This is a genomic window from Streptomyces sp. CT34, assembly GCF_000805335.1.
Taxonomy (GTDB): Bacteria; Actinomycetota; Actinomycetes; order Streptomycetales; family Streptomycetaceae; genus Streptomyces.
Map to the genome: position 1 here is coordinate 7324915 of NZ_KN708638.1, position 18151 is coordinate 7343065.

The following is an 18151-nucleotide window of genomic DNA, read 5'->3' on the forward strand; positions in this document are numbered from 1 at the left end:
GAGGTTGATCGGAGCGTTGCCCGGGGCTGCGGTACCCGCCCGGACGTGGCACAGGTGTACGGCGTAAGCTGTACAGGTCGCCGAGCGGCACAAGTGGTGCAAGTCGGGCAAACCGCTCCCGGGTGGGCGATGAAGCCTCGATCGGAGCGCGTCGCAGGGCCGCGGCGTGTCCGAAATGGGATGTTTTGGCTTGGCGGTGTAGAACGGGAGACGTGACGGCAATGGCTACTGGTTCGCTCCGGCTCCACAACGCGCCGGGTAGCCCCCGGTGAGCCGAGGAGACGAGCAGGCGCGTCGCGCCTTCCCGCGGCGGGCGGTGCCGAGTGGCGGGAGGGACCAGACACGCACCGTGCTCGACCAGGCCGCACACGAGAATTTCCCGGTCGCGCCGTTCTTCCTGCCGCGCGCCTGGCGCGCCGATCTGATGGCCGTCTACGGCTTCGCCCGCCTCGTCGACGACATCGGCGACGGCGATCTGGCGCCGGGCGGCGGCGATGCCGTCCTCCTCGGCCTGGACCGGGACCGGTACGACGACCGGCCCGCCCTGCTGGACGCCCTCGAAGCCGACCTGTACCGCTGCTTCGGCGACCGCGCCCCCGGCCCCAGCCATCCGCTGATGCGCCGGCTCGGCCCGACCGTCCGCCGCTGCGGACTGACCCCCGAGCCCTTCCTCGGCCTGATCGAGGCCAACCGGCAGGACCAGCGGATCAGCCGCTACGGCACCTACGACGACCTGGTCGGCTACTGCGAGCTGTCCGCCAACCCCGTCGGCCGGCTCGTCCTCGGCATCACCGGCACCACCAGCCCCGAGCGGATCCGGTACTCGGACGCGATCTGCACGGCGCTGCAGATCGTCGAGCACATCCAGGACGTGGCCGAGGACCTCGCCCGCGACCGTATCTATCTGCCGGCCGAGGACATGAAGCGCTTCCGGGTCACCGAGGCCGATCTGGCCGCCTCGACCGGGGGCGCATCGGTGCGCGCGTTGATCGCGTTCGAAGCGGAACGCGCCCTTGAGCTGCTGAATGAAGGCACCCCGCTGGTGGGTAGCGTGCACGGCAGACTCAAGCTGCTGCTGGCCGGCTTCGTGGCCGGCGGGCGCGCCGCACTCCAGGCGGTGGCGACCGCCGATCACGATGTCCTCCCCGGACCCCCCAAACCGACCAAGCTCAGCCTGCTGCGCGAGATGCGGGCGACATTGCGAAGAGAGGGGTGAGTCGGACCGTGGAGACGACTGCACACGTGTCCGCGCCGGTGCTCGCCGCGTACCGCTACTGCGAGGCCGTCACCGGGCAGCAGGCACGGAACTTCGCGTACGGCATCCGGCTGCTGCCGGCCGAGAAGCGCCAGGCCATGTCGGCGCTCTACGCCTTCTCGCGCCGGGTCGACGACATCGGCGACGGAAGCCTGGAGGCCGCCGCCAAGCAGCAGCGGCTGGAGGACACCCGCGCCCTGCTGGCCCGGGTCAAGGGCGGCGACATCGGCGAGGACGACACCGACCCGGTGGCCGTCGCGCTGTCCGACGCCGCCCGGCGCTTCCCGATCCCGCTCGACGCGCTGGACGAGCTGATCGACGGCGTGCTGGCGGACGTGCGCGGTGACACGTACGAGACCTGGGAGGAGCTCAAGGTCTACTGCCGCTGCGTCGCGGGGGGAATCGGCCGGCTCTCCCTGGGCGTGTTCGGCACCGTACCGGGCGCGCCGGGCGCCGAGCGCGCCGCCGAGTACGCCGACACGCTCGGGCTGGCGCTCCAACTCACCAATATCCTCAGGGATGTTCGCGAGGACGCCGGGAACGGCCGGACCTATCTCCCGGCCGAGGACCTCGCCAAGTTCGGCTGCTCGGCGGGGTTCGGCCGCCCGGTCCCGCCGCCCGGTGCCGATTTCGCCGGGCTGGTGCACTTCGAGGTCAGGCGCGCCCGTGCGCTGTTCGCCGACGGCTTCCGGCTGCTGCCGATGCTCGACCGGCGCAGTGGTGCCTGCGTGGCGGCGATGGCCGGGATCTACCACCGGCTGCTGTCGCGGATCGCCGCGGACCCGGAGGCGGTGCTGCGCGGCCGGGTGTCGCTGCCGGGCCGGGAGAAGGCGTTCGTCGCGGTGCGCGGACTGTCCGGGCTCGACGCGCGGGCGATCGGCCGCCGGGAGTCGGTCAGGAGGCGCGGATGATGTGCCCGGCCGCGCACCCCTGCGGTGATCCGGCACCGGCGCGGCGGGCAACCCCTCGCCGGGTGGCTGCGTCCATGACGGGCGTAAGAGGGGAGAGCACATGACATCGGGAGCCATGCTGCCCGGGCGCGCCACCACCCGTCCCTCCGGCCGTCCCGAAGGGGCGGCTGCGGTGGTCGTCGGGGGCGGTCTCGCGGGTACCACCGCGGCGCTGGCGCTGGCCGACGCCGGACTGCGGGTCACCCTCGTCGAGGGCCGCCCGCGCCTGGGCGGGCTGGTCTTCTCCTTCCGCCGCGACTCCGCCGCCGGCGAGCTGACCGTCGACAACGGCCAGCACGTCTACCTGCGCTGCTGCACCGCCTACGGCACGCACCTGGAGCGGATCGGCGCGGACGGCCTGGCCCCCCTCCAGGACCGGATGGACGTCCCGGTCCTGGACGCGGAGCGCCGGCGGCTCGGCCGGCTGCGGCGGACCGCGCTGCCGGTGCCGCTCCATCTGGCCGGGAGCCTGGCGCTGTACCCGCACCTCTCACCCGCCGAGCGGGCCGGTGTGGTCCGCGCGACGCTGGCGCTGAAGAACCTCGACCCGGCCGACCCCGCACTGGACGGGATGGACTTCGGCAGCTGGCTGCGCCGCTACGGCCAGTCGCCGCGCGCCGTCGAGGCGCTCTGGGACCTGGTCGGCATCGCGACGCTCAACGCCACCGCCGGCGAGGCCTCGCTGGGGCTGGCCGCCAAGGTCTTCAGGACCGGGCTGCTCTCCGCGCCCGGCGCCGCCGACATCGGCTGGTCCCGGGTCCCGCTGGGCGCCGTCCACGACACGCTCGCCGGCACCGCGCTGCGGAAGGCCGGCGTCCGGGTCTCGCTGCGCACCCGCGCCGGTGCCGTCGCCCGCGCCGACGGCAGCTGGCAGGTCGCGGTGGAGAACGGCCCGCACGGCAAGGAGACGCTCACCGCGGACACCGTCGTGCTCGCCGTACCCCAGCGCGAGGCGCACGCCCTGCTGCCCGACGGCGCGCTGCCCGGCAAGGACCGGCTGCTGGACATCGGCACCGCGCCGATCCTGAACCTCCACGTCGTCTACGACCGCAAGGTGCTGCGCCGCCCCTTCTTCGCCGCGGTCGGCTCCCCGGTCCAGTGGGTCTTCGACCGGACCGACGCCTCGGGGCTGACCGGCGGCGGGCAGTACCTGGCCGTCTCGCAGTCCGCCGCGCGGCAGGAGATCGACCATCCGGTCGCCGCGCTGCGCGCCCGCTACCTCCCCGAGCTGGAGCGGCTGCTGCCCGCCGCCCGGGGCGCCCGGATCCGCGACTTCTTCGTCACCCGCGAGCGCACCGCGACGTTCGCGCCCGCCCCGGGCGTCGGCAGGCTCCGCCCCGCCGCCCGCACCCAATCCTCCGGCCTTTTCCTGGCCGGCGCGTGGACCGCCACCGGGTGGCCCGCGACCATGGAAAGCGCTGTTCGCAGCGGCACTGCCGCCGCTCGCGAGGCACTCACCGAACTCGGCTTCCCCCAGGGCCAGTTGCCTCAGGAGGCGGCATGACAACGAGTACGAGCGCTCGCACGAGCACGAGCATCGGAAACAGAGGAGAAACCGTGACCCCGGCTTCCCCAGCTATCGACACCGCGAGCGTCACCGCGCTGCTGGAGCGCGGGCGGACGCTCGCCACTCCCGTGCTGCGTGCCGCCGTCAACCGGCTCGCCCCTCCCATGGACGCGGTCGCCGCCTACCACTTCGGCTGGATCGACGTGGACGGCCGCCCCACCGAGGGCGACGGCGGCAAGGCGGTGCGGCCCGCGCTCGCGCTGCTGTCGGCCGAGGCCGCGGGCGCCGCCCCCGAGGTCGGGATCCCCGGCGCGGTCGCCGTGGAGCTGGTGCACAACTTCTCGCTGCTGCACGACGACCTCATGGACGGCGACGAGCAGCGCCGGCACCGCGACACGGTCTGGAAGGTGCACGGGCCGGCCCAGGCGATCCTCGTCGGCGATGCGCTGTTCGCGCTGGCCAACGAAATACTGCTGGAGCTCGGCACCGTCGACGCCGGCCGCGCCACCCGCCGACTGACCCTGGCCACCCGCAAGTTGATCGACGGTCAGGCCCAGGACATCTCGTACGAGCACCGCGAGCGGGTCACCGTCGAGGAGTGCCTGGAGATGGAGGGCAACAAGACCGGCGCGCTGCTGGCCTGCGCCGTCTCCATCGGCGCCGTCCTCGGCGGCGCCGACGACCGTACCGCGGACATCCTGGAGCGGTACGGCCACCACCTCGGCCTCGCCTTCCAGGCCGTCGACGACCTGCTGGGCATCTGGGGCGACCCGGAGTCCACCGGCAAGCAGACCTGGAGCGATCTGCGCCAGCGCAAGAAGTCGCTGCCGGTCGTGGCCGCGCTGGCGGCCGGCGGGCCCGCCTCCGAGCGGCTCGCCGACATCCTGGCGGCCGACGCCAAGAAGAGCGAGACCGAGATCGCGGACTTCACCGAGGAGGAGTTCGCCTCCCGCGCGGCGCTGATCGAGGAGGCCGGCGGCCGGGAGTGGACCTCCCAGGAGGCCCGCCGCCAGCACGCCACCGCGGTCGCCGCGCTGGACGAGGTCGACATGCCGGAGCAGGTTCGTGCGCAGCTCGTCGCGCTGGCGGACTTCGTCGTCGTACGAGAGAGATGATGACCGTCACCACGCGATAGCTCGCAGTCGCCGGCCGGTGCCAGCCGGGCGCCGGCCGACGGAATCCCTGAACACGCATTGACAGTTCACTGCAAGAAGGGGAAGCCATGACAGCGACGACCGACGGAAGCACCGGGGCGCAACCGCCCCGGGCCCCCTCGGCCGGCGACACCGCCGAGAAGACCGCACCGCCCGCGAAGACCCGCGGGAGCGCGAAGGCCCGCGCGAAGGGGAAGGCCGGCAAGACCGGCCGGGCACGTACCGCCGTGGTGCGGGACACGGCGGACGCCGCACGGGAGGCGACCGCCCGTGCCACCGACTTCCTGCTCTCCGCCCAGGACCCCGCCGGCTGGTGGAAGGGCGACCTCGAGACCAACGTCACGATGGACGCGGAAGACCTGTTACTCCGTCAGTTCCTGGGCATCCAGGATCCGGAGCTCACCGAGGCCGCCGCCCGCCACATCCGCGGCGAACAGCGCGCGGACGGCACCTGGGCCACCTTCTACGGCGGGCCCGGCGAACTCTCCACCACCATCGAGGCGTACGTGGCGCTGCGGCTCGCCGGGGACGACCCCGAGGCGCCGCACATGGCGCAGGCGTCCGCCTGGGTCCGGGCACACGGCGGAATCGCCGCCGCCCGCGTCTTCACCCGCATCTGGCTGGCCCTCTTCGGCTGGTGGAGGTGGGACGACCTGCCCGAACTCCCCCCGGAACTCATCTACTTCCCCAAGTGGTTCCCGCTCGGCATCCATGCCTTCGGCTGCTGGGCGCGGCAGACGATAGTGCCGCTGACCATCGTCTCGGCCAAACGCCCGGTGCGCCCGGCGCCGTTCGCCCTCGACGAGCTGCACACCGATCCCCGCCGCCCCAACCCGCCGCGCCCGCCGGCGCCCGCCACGACCTGGGACGGCGTCTTCCAGCGGCTGGACAAGGCGCTGCACCTGTACCACAAGGTCGCACTGCGCAAGCCACGCGCCGCGGCGATGCGTTCGGCCGCCCGCTGGATCATCGAGCGGCAGGAGAACGACGGCTGCTGGGGCGGCATCCAGCCCCCCGCCGTCTACTCCGTCATCGCCCTGCACCTGCTCGGCTACGACCTCGACCACCCGGTGCTGCGCAGTGGCCTGGAGTCCCTGGACCGGTTCGCGGTGTGGCGCGAGGACGGTGCCCGGATGATCGAGGCGTGCCAGTCACCGGTCTGGGACACCTGCCTGGCCACCATCGCGCTGGCCGACGCCGGACTGCCCGCCGACCACCCGCAGTTGGTCAAGGCCGCCGACTGGATGCTCGCCGAGCAGATCGACCGGCCCGGCGACTGGGCCGTCCGCAGGCCCCAACTCCCCCCCGGCGGCTGGGCGTTCGAATTCCACAACGACAACTACCCGGACATCGACGACACCGCCGAGGTGGTGCTGGCGCTGCGCCGGGTCCGGCACCCGGACCCGCAGCGGGTGGCGGCGGCGGTCGGCCGGGCGGTGCGTTGGAGCGCGGGCATGCAGTCGAGGAACGGTGCCTGGGGCGCGTTCGACGCCGACAACACCAGCCCGTTCCCCGACCGGCTGCCGTTCTGCGACTTCGGCGAGGTGATCGACCCGCCGTCGGCCGATGTCACCGCCCATGTCGTCGAGATGCTCGCCGACGTCGGCCGCACCCACGACCCGCGCACCCGCCGCGGCATCGCCTGGCTGCTCGCCGAACAGGAGCCCAGCGGCGCCTGGTTCGGGCGCTGGGGCACCAACTACGTCTACGGCACCGGGTCGGTACTGCCGGCGCTCGCCGCGGCCGGCATCCCCGGCTCCCACCCCGCCGTCCGACGGGCCGTCGGCTGGCTGGAACGGGTGCAGAACGAGGACGGCGGCTGGGGCGAGGACCAGCGCTCCTACCAGGACAAGGAGAAGTGGGCCGGGCGCGGCGCCTCCACCGCGTCGCAGACCGCCTGGGCGCTGATGGCGCTGCTCGCGGCCGGCGAACGGGACGGCGAGGCGGTCCGGCGCGGGGTGCGCTGGCTGGTGGACACCCAGCTGCCGGACGGCTCCTGGGACGAGCCGTACTTCACCGGTACCGGCTTCCCCTGGGACTTCTCCATCAACTACCACCTCTACCGCCAGGTCTTCCCGCTGACGGCCCTGGGGCGTTACGTCAACGGCGGCCCGGCCGGTGTGCCGGTGGGGGCCTGATGCCGAGACGGCCCCCGCCGGACGCGGATCCGCCGCTGCTGGTCGCCTGCGCGCTCGGCATCGAACGGTTCGCGCTGCGGGGCGGTGACGGCGGGGGAGCGGATCCTCCGGTGGTCACCCTCCGCACCGGCATGGGCCCCCATGCGGCGGAACGCGCCATCGCCGCCGCACTGGCTGCGGGCTCGGCCACCGCGGGCTCGCCCGTCGTGGCCAGCGGCTTCTGCGCCGGGCTCGCCCCCGGGATGCGGCCCGGGGACGTGGTCGTCGCCGACGCCACCCGCGACCACCGGTCCGGCGTACCGGACGTGCCGTGCCGGGACAACGGTCCGCTGCTGCGGGCCCTGCGGCGGCGCGGGCTGCGGGTGCACACCGGACTGCTGCGCGGTTCGGACCATGTCGTGCGCGGCGCGGAGCGGGCCGAGCTGCACGCCCAGGGCGCCGTCGCGGTGGACATGGAGTCGGCCGCCACGCTCCGGGCCGCGGTGTGCGCCGGCCGCCGTCCGGTTGCGGCCGTCCGGGTGGTCGTGGACGCTCCAGAACATGAACTCGTACGCATCGGGACCCTGCGCGGTGGAATATCGGCCTTCCGGGTGCTGCGCTCCGTGGTTCCGGTTCTCTTCGAATGGCACCGTTCTTTGCCGCTCCCCAGGAGGTGAGCCAGATGGCTATGCCGCTCCGCCAGTCCATCCGGGTCGGGACCTATCTCTTTGAACAGAAAGTGCTGCGGAAGCGGGAGAAGTTTCCGCTGATTGTCGAGCTGGAGCCGCTCTTCGCGTGCAATCTGAAGTGCGAGGGCTGCGGGAAGATCCAGCACCCGGCCGGCGTGCTCAAGCAGCGGATGCCGGTGGCCCAGGCGGTGGGAGCGGTGCTGGAGTCCGGCGCCCCGATGGTCTCCATCGCCGGCGGCGAGCCCCTGATGCACCCTCAGATCGACGAGATCGTACGGCAGTTGGTGGCACGACGGAAGTATGTCTTCCTGTGCACCAATGCCATGCTGCTGCGCAAGAAGTTGGACATGTTCCGGCCCTCGCGGTACTTCGCCTTCGCGGTGCACATCGACGGGATGCGCGAACGGCACGATGAATCCGTCGCGAAGGAAGGCGTCTTCGACGAGGCGGTCGAGGCCATCAAGGAGGCCAAGCGGCGCGGCTTCCGGGTCACCACGAACTCCACCTTCTTCAATACCGACACCCCGCAGACGATCATCGAGGTACTGAACTTCCTCAATGACGACCTGCGGGTCGACGAGATGATGCTGTCGCCCGCCTATGCCTACGAGAAGGCCCCCGACCAGGAGCACTTCCTGGGCGTCGAGCAGACCCGGGAGCTGTTCCGGAAAGCCTTCGCCGGCGGCAACCGCCGGCGCTGGCGGCTCAACCACAGCCCGCTCTTCCTGGACTTCCTGGAGGGCAAGGCGGACTTCCCGTGCACCGCCTGGGCGATCCCCAACTACTCCCTCTTCGGCTGGCAGCGCCCCTGCTACCTGATGAGCGACGGCTATGTCCCCACGTACCGCGAGCTGATCGAGGAGACCGACTGGGACAAGTACGGCCGCGGCAAGGATCCGCGGTGCGCCAACTGCATGGCGCACTGCGGCTATGAGCCCACCGCCGTCCTGGCGACCATGAGCTCCCTGAAGGAGTCCCTCCGGGCCGCCCGGGACACCATCGCGGGAAACCGCGGATGAGGTGTCGCGGGGTGAACCGGTGATGCCGGGGTCCGCCGGCGTCCCGGCCCGCCCGGCATCCCCGACGCCACCGTCCGCCGCAGCACCGGAGGGGGACCGCCCATGACGCTGCTGGAGCAGATCCGCTCGCCCCGCGACCTGAAGGCACTGTCGGCCGCAAGGCTGAGGGAACTCGCGGTGGAGGCCCGGCAGTTCCTGGTACAGGCGGTCGCCCGCACCGGTGGGCACCTGGGACCCAACCTGGGGGTGGTCGAGCTGACCATCGCCCTGCACCGGGTGTTCGACTCACCCACTGACCGCATCCTCTGGGACACCGGCCATCAGTCGTACGTGCACAAGCTCTTGACGGGACGTCAGGACTTCTCCGGGCTGCGGTCCAAGGGCGGGCTGTCCGGCTACCCCGCACGGGCCGAGTCCGCCCACGACGTCATCGAGAACAGCCACGCCTCGACGGTGCTGGGCTGGGCCGACGGCCTGGCCAAGGCGCGCCGGCTGCGCGGCACCGACGAGCACGTCGTGGCCGTCATCGGGGACGGCGCGCTGACCGGCGGCATGGCCTGGGAGGCGCTCAACAACATCGCCGCCGCCAAGGACCGCCCGCTGATCATCGTCGTCAACGACAACGAGCGCTCCTACGCGCCCACCATCGGCGGCCTCGCCAACCACCTCGCCACCCTGCGTACCACCGACGGCTACGAGCGCTTCCTGGCCTGGGGCAAGGACGTCCTCCAGCGCACCCCGGTCGTCGGACAGCCGCTCTACGGATCGCTGCACGGCGCCAAGAAGGGCTTCAAGGACTTCATCGCGCCCCAGGGCATGTTCGAGGACCTGGGGCTGAAGTACCTGGGCCCGATCGACGGCCACGACATCGCGGCCGTCGAATCCGCGCTGCGCCGGGCCGCGGGGTTCCACGGCCCGGTGCTGGTCCACTGCCTGACCGAGAAGGGCCGCGGCTGCCGGCCGGCCCTGGAGGACGAGACGGACCGCTTCCACACCGTCGGCGTGCTGGACCCGCTGACCTGCGCGCCCGCCGCACCGGCCGGCGCGCCGTCCTGGACGTCCGTCTTCGGCGACGAGATGGTCCGCATCGGCGCCGAGCGGGCGGACGTCGTCGTCCTCACGGCGGCCATGCTCCAGCCGCTCGGGCTGGAGCGGTTCGCCGCGGCGTACCCGGACCGGATCTGGGATGTGGGGATCGCCGAGCAGCACGCCGCGGTGTCGGCCGCGGGACTGGCCACCGGCGGGCTGCACCCGGTCTTCGCGGTCTACGCCACCTTCCTCAACCGGGCCTTCGACCAGGTCCTGATGGACGCCGCGCTGCACAGGTGCGGCGTCACCTTCGTGCTGGACCGGGCCGGTATCACCGGCACCGACGGCGCCTCGCACAACGGCATGTGGGACATGTCGCTGCTGGGCGTCGTACCGGGACTGCGGATCGCCGCCCCGCGCGACGCCGGCCAGCTCCGCGCCCAGCTGCGGGAAGCCCTCGACGTGGACGACGCGCCGACCGTGCTGCGCTACCCCAAGGAGACGGTGGGCGAGCCGATTCCGGCGGTGGCGCGGACCGGTGGTACGGACGTGCTGCGGCGGGCCGAGCGGCCGGATGTGCTGCTGGTCGCGGTCGGGGTGACGGCGCCGGTGTGCCTGCGGGCCGCCGCGCTGCTGGCCGACCGACGGGTGGGCGTCACGGTCGTCGATCCCCGCTGGGTCAAGCCCGTCGACCCGGTGATCGTCCAACTGGCCGCGGAACACCGCCTGGTGGCCGTCGTCGAGGACAACTGCCGTACCGGCGGGGTCGGCTGGATGGTGGCGCAGGCGCTGCGGGACGCCGAGGTGGATGTGCCGCTGCGTACCTTCGGCATCCCCGAGCGGTTCCTGCCGCACGCCACACGCGGTGAGTTGCTGACCGACCTGGGGCTCACCCCGGCCGGCATCGCCGCCCGGATCGGCGGCGCGCTGCCCGCCCGTGAGGAGAAGACGACATGACCGGATTCGATCTGCGGCAGCTGCTCGCCGAACGCGGCGCCGAACGCTACGACCTGCACGCCCGCCATCTCAACCACCAGCTGCCGCGGATGCTGCACACCATCGGCTTCGACAAGGACTACGAGCGGGCCGAGGGCGCCTACTTCTGGGACGCCGACGGGCAGGAGTACCTCGACATGCTCGCCGGATTCGGGGTGATGGGCCTCGGCCGGCACCACCCGGTCGTCCGGCGGGCCCTGCACGACGTGCTCGACGCCGAGCTGGCCGACCTGACCCGCTTCGACTGCCCGCCGCTGCCCGGTCTCCTCGCTGAGAAGCTGCTCCGCCACGCACCCCACCTCGACCGGGTCTTCTTCGGAAACAGCGGCACCGAAGCCGTCGAGACCGCCCTGAAATTCGCCCGCTGCGCCACCGGAAAGCCCCGCGTTCTCTACTGCACCCACGCCTTCCACGGCCTGACCACCGGCTCGCTCTCGGTCAACGGCGAGGACGTCTTCCGGGACGGCTTCGCGCCGCTGCTGCCGGACACCGCCGTGGAGATGGGCGATCTGGACGCGCTGGAACGGGAGTTGCGGCGCGACGACGTGGCGGGCTTCATCGTCGAGCCGATCCAGGGCAAGGGCGTCCAGCCCACGCCGCCCGGATTCCTACGGGCCGCACAGGAGTTGCTGCACCGGCACAAGGCCCTGCTGATCGCCGACGAGGTGCAGACCGGACTCGGCCGCACCGGCGACTTCTTCGCCTACCAGCACGAGGCGGGGGTGGAGCCGGACCTGGTGTGTGTGGCCAAGGCGCTGTCCGGCGGCTATGTCCCGGTCGGTGCGACCCTCGGCAAGGACTGGATCTTCAAGAAGGTCTACTCGTCCATCGACCGGGTACTGGTGCACTCCGCCAGCTTCGGTGCCAATGCCCAGGCGATGGCGGCGGGCCTCGCGGTGCTCTCGGTGATGGAGGACGAGGACATCGTCGACCGGGCCCGGCACACCGGCGACCTGCTGCGCGGAAAGCTCGCGGCGCTGATCGGCCGCTACGAGCTGCTGCACGACGTGCGGGGGCGCGGGCTGATGGTCGGCATCGAGTTCGGCCGCCCCAAGTCCCTCGGCCTGCGCAGCCGTTGGACGATGCTCCAGGCGGCGCGCAAGGGGCTGTTCGCGCAGATGGTCGTGGTGCCACTGCTCCAGCGCCACCACATCCTGACCCAGGTCTCCGGCGATCACCTGGAGGTCATCAAGCTGCTCCCGCCGCTGATCATCGGCGAACGGGAGGCGGACCGGTTCGTCACGGCCTTCACGGCCGTCATGGACGACGCCCACAGCGGCAGCGGCCTGATGTGGGACTTCGGGCGGACGCTGGTCAAGCAGGCGGTCGCCCACCGCTGACCGCAGGCGCGGGGGAGAGGCGGGGGGGGGGGGGGGGGGGGGAGCCGTGCCCCCCCCCGGTCCGGGGCAGTGCCGGGGTCAGTCCTCCAGCAGCCGGTCGCGCAGCCGCTCGCGGGTGGCGGGCGCCAGCTTGAGGCCGTCGGAGAGGTAGGACTCGGTCGTGCCCCAGGTCTCCTCGATCGCGTCGAAGGCGGCCGAGAGATAGTCCGCGTCCGCCCCGAACAGCGGCGAGAGGAGCTCCATGACCTCGGGGGACATCCCCGCCGAGGAGTTGTCCGAGCGGCGGATCTTGTAGCGGCGGCCGGGCTCGTTGGACTTGAGGTAGTCCGCCTCGATGGCGTCCCGCTCCACGCCGACGGCGAGCAGGGTGACCGCGATGGACAGCCCCGCGCGGTCCTTGCCGGCCGCGCAGTGCATCAGCGCCGGCACGCTGTCCTCGGCGAGGGCGTGCAGCACCCGGCTGTGGTCCGCGGTGCGGGTGGTGATGATCTCGCGGTAGGTCTGGGCCATACGGGCCGCGGCCTTTCCGTCGCCGAGCGCGCCCCGCAGCTGGTCGAGCTCGCCGTCGCGCACCATCGTCCAGAACTCGGCGCCGTCGGCCGGGTCGGTGAGCGGGATGTTGACGTTTCGTACACCCGGGAGCGTGACGTCCGGGCCTTCCAGCTTGATGTCCGAGGCGTTGCGGAAGTCGAAGACGGTGTGCAGCCCGAGGCCGGTGAGGTAGGCGGCGTCCTCCGCGGTGGCGTGTGCCAGGTGACCGCTGCGATAGAGCCTGCCGTACCGGATGCGACGCCCGTCCACGGTCGGCAGCCCGCCCACGTCACGGAAGTTGCGGACCTCCGCGAGCTCGGGCTGGGCCTGGGGGACCTGCGGCGTCTGCTGCGTCACGGGCGCTCCTTGTGGTCGGCCGCCGACGCTGCTCGTCGACGAAGCGTAACTGGTTCGACGATACGACATTGATGCAATAGGCAATCGGAGGCCAACGCTCCGGTGGCGGCGGGCATCATCGCTGATTTGGTGCGCTGGGTGAGCACTGCATGCCCGATTCTTATTCCGACTTGAATGGAATTTGACCTGGTGGCATTAATCACCTCACGTCAACCCCTGGTTACGGTGGCGTAAGTCACTTCGGAAGGTGAAGTATGTCCTGACGTGGCAGACGATTCGAAGAACAACAGCAACGGCGCGCAGAGCGCCATCGGGTCGTACGCAGCCGTCGGGGACAGCTTCACCGAGGGGGTCGGGGATCCCGGCCGTGACGGGGCGTACATCGGTTGGGCGGACCGGCTCGCGGTCCTGCTTTCTGACCAGCGGAACGAGGGGGACTTCCGCTACGCGAACCTCGCCGTCCGGGGGCGGCTGCTCGACCAGATCGTCGAGGAGCAGGTGCCCCGGGCCAAACAGCTCGCCCCCGAGCTGGTGACGTTCTGTGCCGGCGGGAACGACATCCTGCGGCCGGGCTCGGACCCCGACGCGGTGGCCGAGCGCTATGAGGCGGCGGTGGCGGATCTGCGCGAGTCGGTCGGGACGGTGCTGCTGTGCACCGGCTTCGACACCCGCGGGGTCCCGGTCCTCAAGCATCTGCGCGGCAAGATCGCCACATACACCGCCCATGTGCGGGCCATCGCCGACCGGCACGACTGCCCGGTACTCGACCTGTGGTCGCTGAAGTCCGTGCAGGACCGGCGGGCGTGGAGCGACGACCGGCTGCACCTGTCCGCCGACGGGCACACCCGGGTGGCGCTGCGCGCCGCGCAGGTGCTGGGGCTGACGGTGCCGGCCGACCCGGACCAGCCGTGGCCTCCGGAGGCGGAGCGGTCGGCCGCCGAGGCGCGGCGGGACAACATCCACTGGGCGCGCGAGCACCTCGTGCCGTGGATCGGCCGCCGGCTGCGCGGCGAGTCGTCCGGCGACCACGTCGAGCCCAAGCGGCCGGACCTGCTGCCGCTGTAGCACTGCTGCCGTACGCGTGACGAGAAGGCCCCGATGTCCGCCCTGAGGGCGGCACGGGGCCTCAGTGCGTACTGCCGCGGTAGGGCAGATCGGCCCAGACGACCTGGCCCCGGCCGCCGACGTCGGACCGGGTGCCCCAGCTGTCGGACAGCGCGCCGACCAGGAACAGGCCGCGTCCGCCCTCCTGGTCGAGGCTGCCCGGCTGGGCGTGCGGCGCGGCGGCCCCGGGGCCGCCCTCGTCGGTGATCTCTATCCGTATGTGCGCGCCGATGACGGTGACCTCACAGCCGACCTTCTCGCTGTCGGTGTGCCGGACCGCGTTGGTGAACAGCTCGGTGACCACCAACTCCACGTCGTCGCGGACCTGTTCAGCCGCACCCCACTCGCGCAGCAGTGTGCTGACGCGCCTGCGCGCCTCGGGCACGGACGTACATCGCGCCGGCAAGTGGAACGCGTCCTGCGGGCTCTGGGCGAGCAATCCGCCGCATCGCCCTAACGAGGGAGCGTTTTTGTAGGAAGCCACGACATAACTATGTGCGATGTTGGTCACCGTTGGCAAGGATCACTCTGTAATTTGCAGAATTGAAACTGCAGTCTGTTCGAGCTGATGACGGCATGACACACTGCTGAACACTGAAGCTGGTTGGAGGGGATCGGACGTGGCGGACCCACGGTCTGCAGGTGCACCGACCGTCCTGCGGGTGGTGCTCGGCAAGCGACTGCAGGACCTGCGGGAGAAGGCGGGGCTCTCCTTCGAGCGGGCCGCCGCGGCACTCGATGTGACGCACGCCACGATACGGCGGATGGAGAAGGCCGAGGTCGGACTCAAACTCCCCTACGTCGAAAAGCTGCTGGCGACCTACGGCGTCACCGACGAGGCGGAGATCGAGGGCTTCCTCTCCCTCGCCCGCGAGGCCAACCGGCCCGGCTGGTGGCACCGCTTCCGCGACGTACTCCCCGAGTGGTTCAGCGCGTTCGTCAGCCTGGAGAGCGAAGCCAACCTCATCCGCTCCTACCAACCGCACTACGTCCCCGGCCTGTTGCAGACCGAGGACTACGCCGCCGCCGTGCTGCGCGCCGGCATGCCGCACGCCGCCCCCGCCGACGTCGACCGGATCGTCGCGCTGCGCATGGAGCGGCAGGCGCTGCTGACCCGCGACAACGCGCCGATGCTGTGGTCGGTCATGGACGAGACCGTGCTGCGAAGGCCCATCGGCGGCCCCAAGGTGATGCACGATCAGATCTCCCGGCTGATGGAGGCCACCGAGCTGCCCAACGTGCGGCTCCAGGTGATGCCCTTCGCCGCGGGCCCGCACCCCGCCATGTACGGGCCGTTCCACATCTTCCGCTTCCCGATCCCGGAGCTCCCGGACATCGCGTATGCGGAAAGCCTCGTCGGAGCCGTGTACTTCGACCAGCGCAACGACGTCTCGCAGTACCTGGAGGCCCTGGACCGGATGTGTGCGCAGGCCGCGCCGGCACACGCCACCGAGGCCATTCTGGGTGGCTTTCGCAAGGAGATCTGAACCCCCCATGGATCGCATACGTATCTACAACGGCATGCCCGCCAACGAACTCGGCACCGAGGGCTGGCACAAGCCGTGGAGCGGCGGAAACGGCGGCGAGTGCCTGGAGGCCATGCGCCTTCGGGACGGCAGGGTCGCCCTGCGCCAGTCCACCGACCCGGACGGTCCCGCACTGATCTACACGCACCGCGAGATGGTCAGTTTCATCGAGGGCGCGAAGGCCGGCCACGCCGACTTCCTGCTCTCCGCCGCGCCGTGCCCGGCGCACTGAGGGGGGACGCCATGAGCGACCAGCACTGCACTCCGGAGGCGGCGGGGTCCGGCGTACCGGAGATCGGACCGTACCCTCCCGGACCCGAGCACCAGGGCTTCTCGGCCGAGGAGATCGACACCAGCCGCCCGCACCCGGCCCGGATGTACGACTACTTCCTGGGCGGCTGGGACAACTACGAGGTCGACCGGGTGGCCGCCGACCGGGTCATCGAGGTGTATCCCCAGGTGCGGGACAGCGTCCGTGCCAACCACGCGTTCGTCCAGCGTGCGGTCCGCACGGTGGTCGCCTCCGGCATCCGGCAGTTCGTCGAGATCGGCACCGGCATCCCCACCTCGCCCAACGCCCATGAGGTGGCCCGGGAGACCGCCCCCGGCACCCGGGTGGTGTACGTGGAGAGCGACCCGATCGTCGCCACCCACGCCCGGGCCCGGCTCGCCAACACCCCCGAGACCGGATTCGTCCTGGGCGACATCCGCGATGCCAAGGCGCTGCTCGACCACCCGGTGGTCCGCGAACTGATCGACTTCGACCGGCCGGTGGGACTGCTGATCGGCGGCGTGATGGACTTCATCGCGGACGAGGACAACCCGGCCGGCCTGATCGCCCGGCTGGCCGAGACGGTGCCGGCCGGCAGCCATCTGGTGCTCTCGCACGGGACCCACGAGCCCTACGAGGGATACCCGCAGGGCCGCACCGACGAGGTGGCGCGGTCGAACGTGGAAGACGTCTACAAAAGCGCCAGCACTCCGCTCGTGCTGCGGACCAAGGCCCAGATCGCCGCGATCCTCGGGCCGTTCGCGCCCCTGGAGCCGGGCATCGTCCGGGTGCCGCTCTGGCGGCCGGACGGCCCGGTGCCCTCGCCGGAAGAGCTCAACAACACCATTTTCTACGGCGTGGTGGGGCGCAAGGACTGAACCGTCCCGCCCGGCGCCGACGCCCCTGCCGGGTCCGCACCGCCGCGGGCGGCGACGGCCCGGGTGCCGGCGGCCTCGCCGGCGGAGTCGGGTGCGAGCGTGCGCGACGCGGTTCCGCCCCGGCCGGTGGGCGGCCGAACGGGCAGCTGCCCACGGTGAGTTGGGGCGGGGGCCGGCTGGGCCGCGCACCGGCGGCGGGCCGGTGATCCGCTGTGGGACACCACTCGGATGCTGACCGAGCGGACACGGACCGGCGACGACGAGCGATGGTGAGGGGCGAGGCGGTCAACTCCACGCCCGAACCGGACGGCACCCACCGCACGTACCGGCTGCGGGTGCCGCCGTGGACGCGTACCGCCCGGGAGGGCGTCGCCTGGACCTTCGAGCTGGGGGAGGAGAGCTATGCGCCGGTAGGGGAGACCTCGACGTCGGCCGTCGCCTGGGCATCGGCCGCGGCCGGCACGGGTGGCGGGGGAGAGGGGGTGAGCACGGCGCGCAGTGCGGCCCGTCCGACGAGGGCGGTGTGGGTGCCCTCCGCGGTGCAGGCGTAGGCGCCCGCCACTGCGCCCAGGCGGGCGCACTCCTCCAGGTCCCGGCCCCTGCGCCGCCCGTAGAGGAATCCGCAGGTGAAGGCGTCGCCGGCGCCGTTGCTGTCCACGACGGGGCCGGGCGGGACCGCGGCGGGCACCAGGCGCGGGGTGCGGTCCTCGGGCGTGAGGAGGTAGGCACCGCCGGCGCCGGCCGTGGCGATCACCGCTTCGGCGCGTCCGTCGCGGAGGATCTCGCGCATGACGGAGCTGATCCGCTCCCCGGCGCCGACCGTGCTGAGGAAGACCAGGTCCGAGCGGAGCGCGAAATCGCGGTGGTGCTCGGTGAGGCCGTCCCAGTCGTGCAGGTCCGTGGAGACGGGCAGTCCCAGGGCCTCGATGTCGTCGTAGAGGAAGCGGGCGAAGTGGGTGATGGACAGATGGACATGCCGGGTGCGGCGCAGGAGGGGGAGGTAGTGCTCCTGCGGCATCCGCAGATCGAGCGGGTCGCGGGCGTCGTAGAAGGACATCCGACGCCCGTCGGGGGAAACGAGATTGACCGCCCGCCGGGTCCCGTGCGGGGAGATCAGCGGATGGAAGTCGACACCGCTGCCGGCGAGGCGCTCGCGGATCAGGGTGCCTGGATGGTCGTCGCCGAGGAAATCGACGAATCCGGTGGTGAGCCCCAGCGCCGCGCAGCCGAGCGCGACACCGGTGCCCGTGTGCCCCGCGTCTTCGCGGATGGGCGGCACTCCGTGGCTGTCGGCGGCCGGTACGGGCAGCGCGTCGACCCGCACGGTGGTGTCCACCCCCGATCCGCCGACGACGAGGACGTCATATGGCTCAGATTCCTGCTCGAAGGTCACAAGCGTCCCTGAATCCCTTGCTGAAGAGACGAATC

Annotated in this window: 16 protein-coding genes and 1 pseudogene; 14 read left to right on the top strand and 3 right to left on the bottom strand. The window is 71.9% G+C overall.

The genetic code is table 11. The features are described 5' to 3' along the window. Positions 1–349: 349 nt before the first annotated feature. The 9 genes from hpnC to RZ84_RS31970 all read left to right on the top strand — a co-directional run bounded on the left by hpnC (position 350) and on the right by RZ84_RS31970 (position 12056). Positions 350–1216: a squalene synthase HpnC gene (gene hpnC, locus RZ84_RS31930; protein ID WP_043267889.1), complete on the top strand. Its 867-nt coding sequence runs from the start codon at positions 350–352 to the stop codon at positions 1214–1216. Further along, positions 1213–2166, top strand: a complete 954-nt coding sequence (gene hpnD, locus RZ84_RS31935; RefSeq protein WP_043267891.1) for a presqualene diphosphate synthase HpnD — start codon at positions 1213–1215, stop codon at positions 2164–2166. The genes hpnC and hpnD overlap by 4 nt, the downstream gene beginning before the upstream one ends. A gap of 115 nt (positions 2167–2281) precedes the next feature. Then, positions 2282–3709 carry a hydroxysqualene dehydroxylase HpnE gene (hpnE, locus tag RZ84_RS31940; RefSeq protein ID WP_052230307.1) on the top strand — a complete coding sequence of 476 codons (1428 nt, stop codon included), beginning with the start codon at positions 2282–2284 and terminating at the stop codon, positions 3707–3709. A 53-nt stretch (positions 3710–3762) separates the two neighbouring features. Further along, entirely contained in the window at positions 3763–4827 is a 1065-nt protein-coding gene (locus RZ84_RS31945) for a polyprenyl synthetase family protein (protein WP_043267894.1), read from the top strand. A gap of 107 nt (positions 4828–4934) precedes the next feature. Next, a complete protein-coding gene (shc, locus tag RZ84_RS31950) occupies positions 4935–7004 on the top strand; it encodes a squalene--hopene cyclase (RefSeq protein ID WP_043267896.1) in 2070 nt (689 codons plus the stop codon). Beyond that, positions 7004–7660 (top strand): phosphorylase family protein, encoded by a 657-nt coding sequence (locus RZ84_RS31955; RefSeq protein WP_043267899.1) that lies wholly within the window; start codon positions 7004–7006, stop codon positions 7658–7660. The genes shc and RZ84_RS31955 overlap by 1 nt, the downstream gene beginning before the upstream one ends. Before the next feature lie 5 nt (positions 7661–7665). Then, positions 7666–8691: an adenosyl-hopene transferase HpnH gene (gene hpnH, locus RZ84_RS31960; protein WP_043267901.1), complete on the top strand. Its 1026-nt coding sequence runs from the start codon at positions 7666–7668 to the stop codon at positions 8689–8691. Between the two features lie 102 nt (positions 8692–8793). Continuing rightward, positions 8794–10677 carry a 1-deoxy-D-xylulose-5-phosphate synthase gene (gene dxs / locus RZ84_RS31965; RefSeq protein WP_043267903.1) on the top strand — a complete coding sequence of 628 codons (1884 nt, stop codon included), beginning with the start codon at positions 8794–8796 and terminating at the stop codon, positions 10675–10677. Continuing rightward, positions 10674–12056 (top strand): aspartate aminotransferase family protein, encoded by a 1383-nt coding sequence (locus RZ84_RS31970; RefSeq protein WP_043267905.1) that lies wholly within the window; start codon positions 10674–10676, stop codon positions 12054–12056. The genes dxs and RZ84_RS31970 overlap by 4 nt, the downstream gene beginning before the upstream one ends. A 78-nt stretch (positions 12057–12134) precedes the next feature. Here RZ84_RS31970 and RZ84_RS31975 read toward each other — a convergent pair whose 3' ends face one another. Then, on the bottom strand, positions 12135–12944 hold the full coding sequence (locus RZ84_RS31975) for a tyrosine-protein phosphatase (RefSeq protein WP_043267907.1): 810 nt from the start codon (positions 12942–12944) through the stop codon (positions 12135–12137). A gap of 264 nt (positions 12945–13208) precedes the next feature. On the opposite strand from RZ84_RS31975, the gene RZ84_RS31980 reads away from it, so the two are divergent. Further along, positions 13209–14009, top strand: a complete 801-nt coding sequence (locus RZ84_RS31980; RefSeq protein ID WP_043267909.1) for an SGNH/GDSL hydrolase family protein — start codon at positions 13209–13211, stop codon at positions 14007–14009. Positions 14010–14070: 61 nt separating this feature from the next. Here RZ84_RS31980 and RZ84_RS31985 read toward each other — a convergent pair whose 3' ends face one another. Further along, on the bottom strand, positions 14071–14487 hold the full coding sequence (locus RZ84_RS31985) for an ATP-binding protein (RefSeq protein ID WP_347232812.1): 417 nt from the start codon (positions 14485–14487) through the stop codon (positions 14071–14073). 181 nt (positions 14488–14668) lie between these two features. On the opposite strand from RZ84_RS31985, the gene RZ84_RS31990 reads away from it, so the two are divergent. From RZ84_RS31990 to RZ84_RS42545, 4 genes and pseudogenes are all read left to right on the top strand, one after another. Next, positions 14669–15535 (top strand): helix-turn-helix domain-containing protein, encoded by an 867-nt coding sequence (locus RZ84_RS31990; RefSeq protein ID WP_043267911.1) that lies wholly within the window; start codon positions 14669–14671, stop codon positions 15533–15535. A 7-nt stretch (positions 15536–15542) separates the two neighbouring features. After that, a complete protein-coding gene (locus RZ84_RS31995; RefSeq protein WP_043267913.1) occupies positions 15543–15806 on the top strand; it encodes a DUF397 domain-containing protein in 264 nt (87 codons plus the stop codon). 11 nt (positions 15807–15817) lie between these two features. Then, complete coding sequence (locus RZ84_RS32000) at positions 15818–16723, top strand: SAM-dependent methyltransferase (RefSeq protein WP_078894423.1); 906 nt, start codon at positions 15818–15820, stop codon at positions 16721–16723. Positions 16724–16989: 266 nt separating this feature from the next. Next, positions 16990–17145: pseudogene (locus RZ84_RS42545) on the top strand (DUF6745 domain-containing protein); the annotation flags it as partial. On the opposite strand, the gene RZ84_RS32005 reads toward RZ84_RS42545, so the two are convergent. Then, positions 17124–18116 carry a carbohydrate kinase family protein gene (locus tag RZ84_RS32005; RefSeq protein WP_078894425.1) on the bottom strand — a complete coding sequence of 331 codons (993 nt, stop codon included), beginning with the start codon at positions 18114–18116 and terminating at the stop codon, positions 17124–17126. The pseudogene RZ84_RS42545 and the gene RZ84_RS32005 overlap by 22 nt on opposite strands. Positions 18117–18151: the final 35 nt, after the last annotated feature.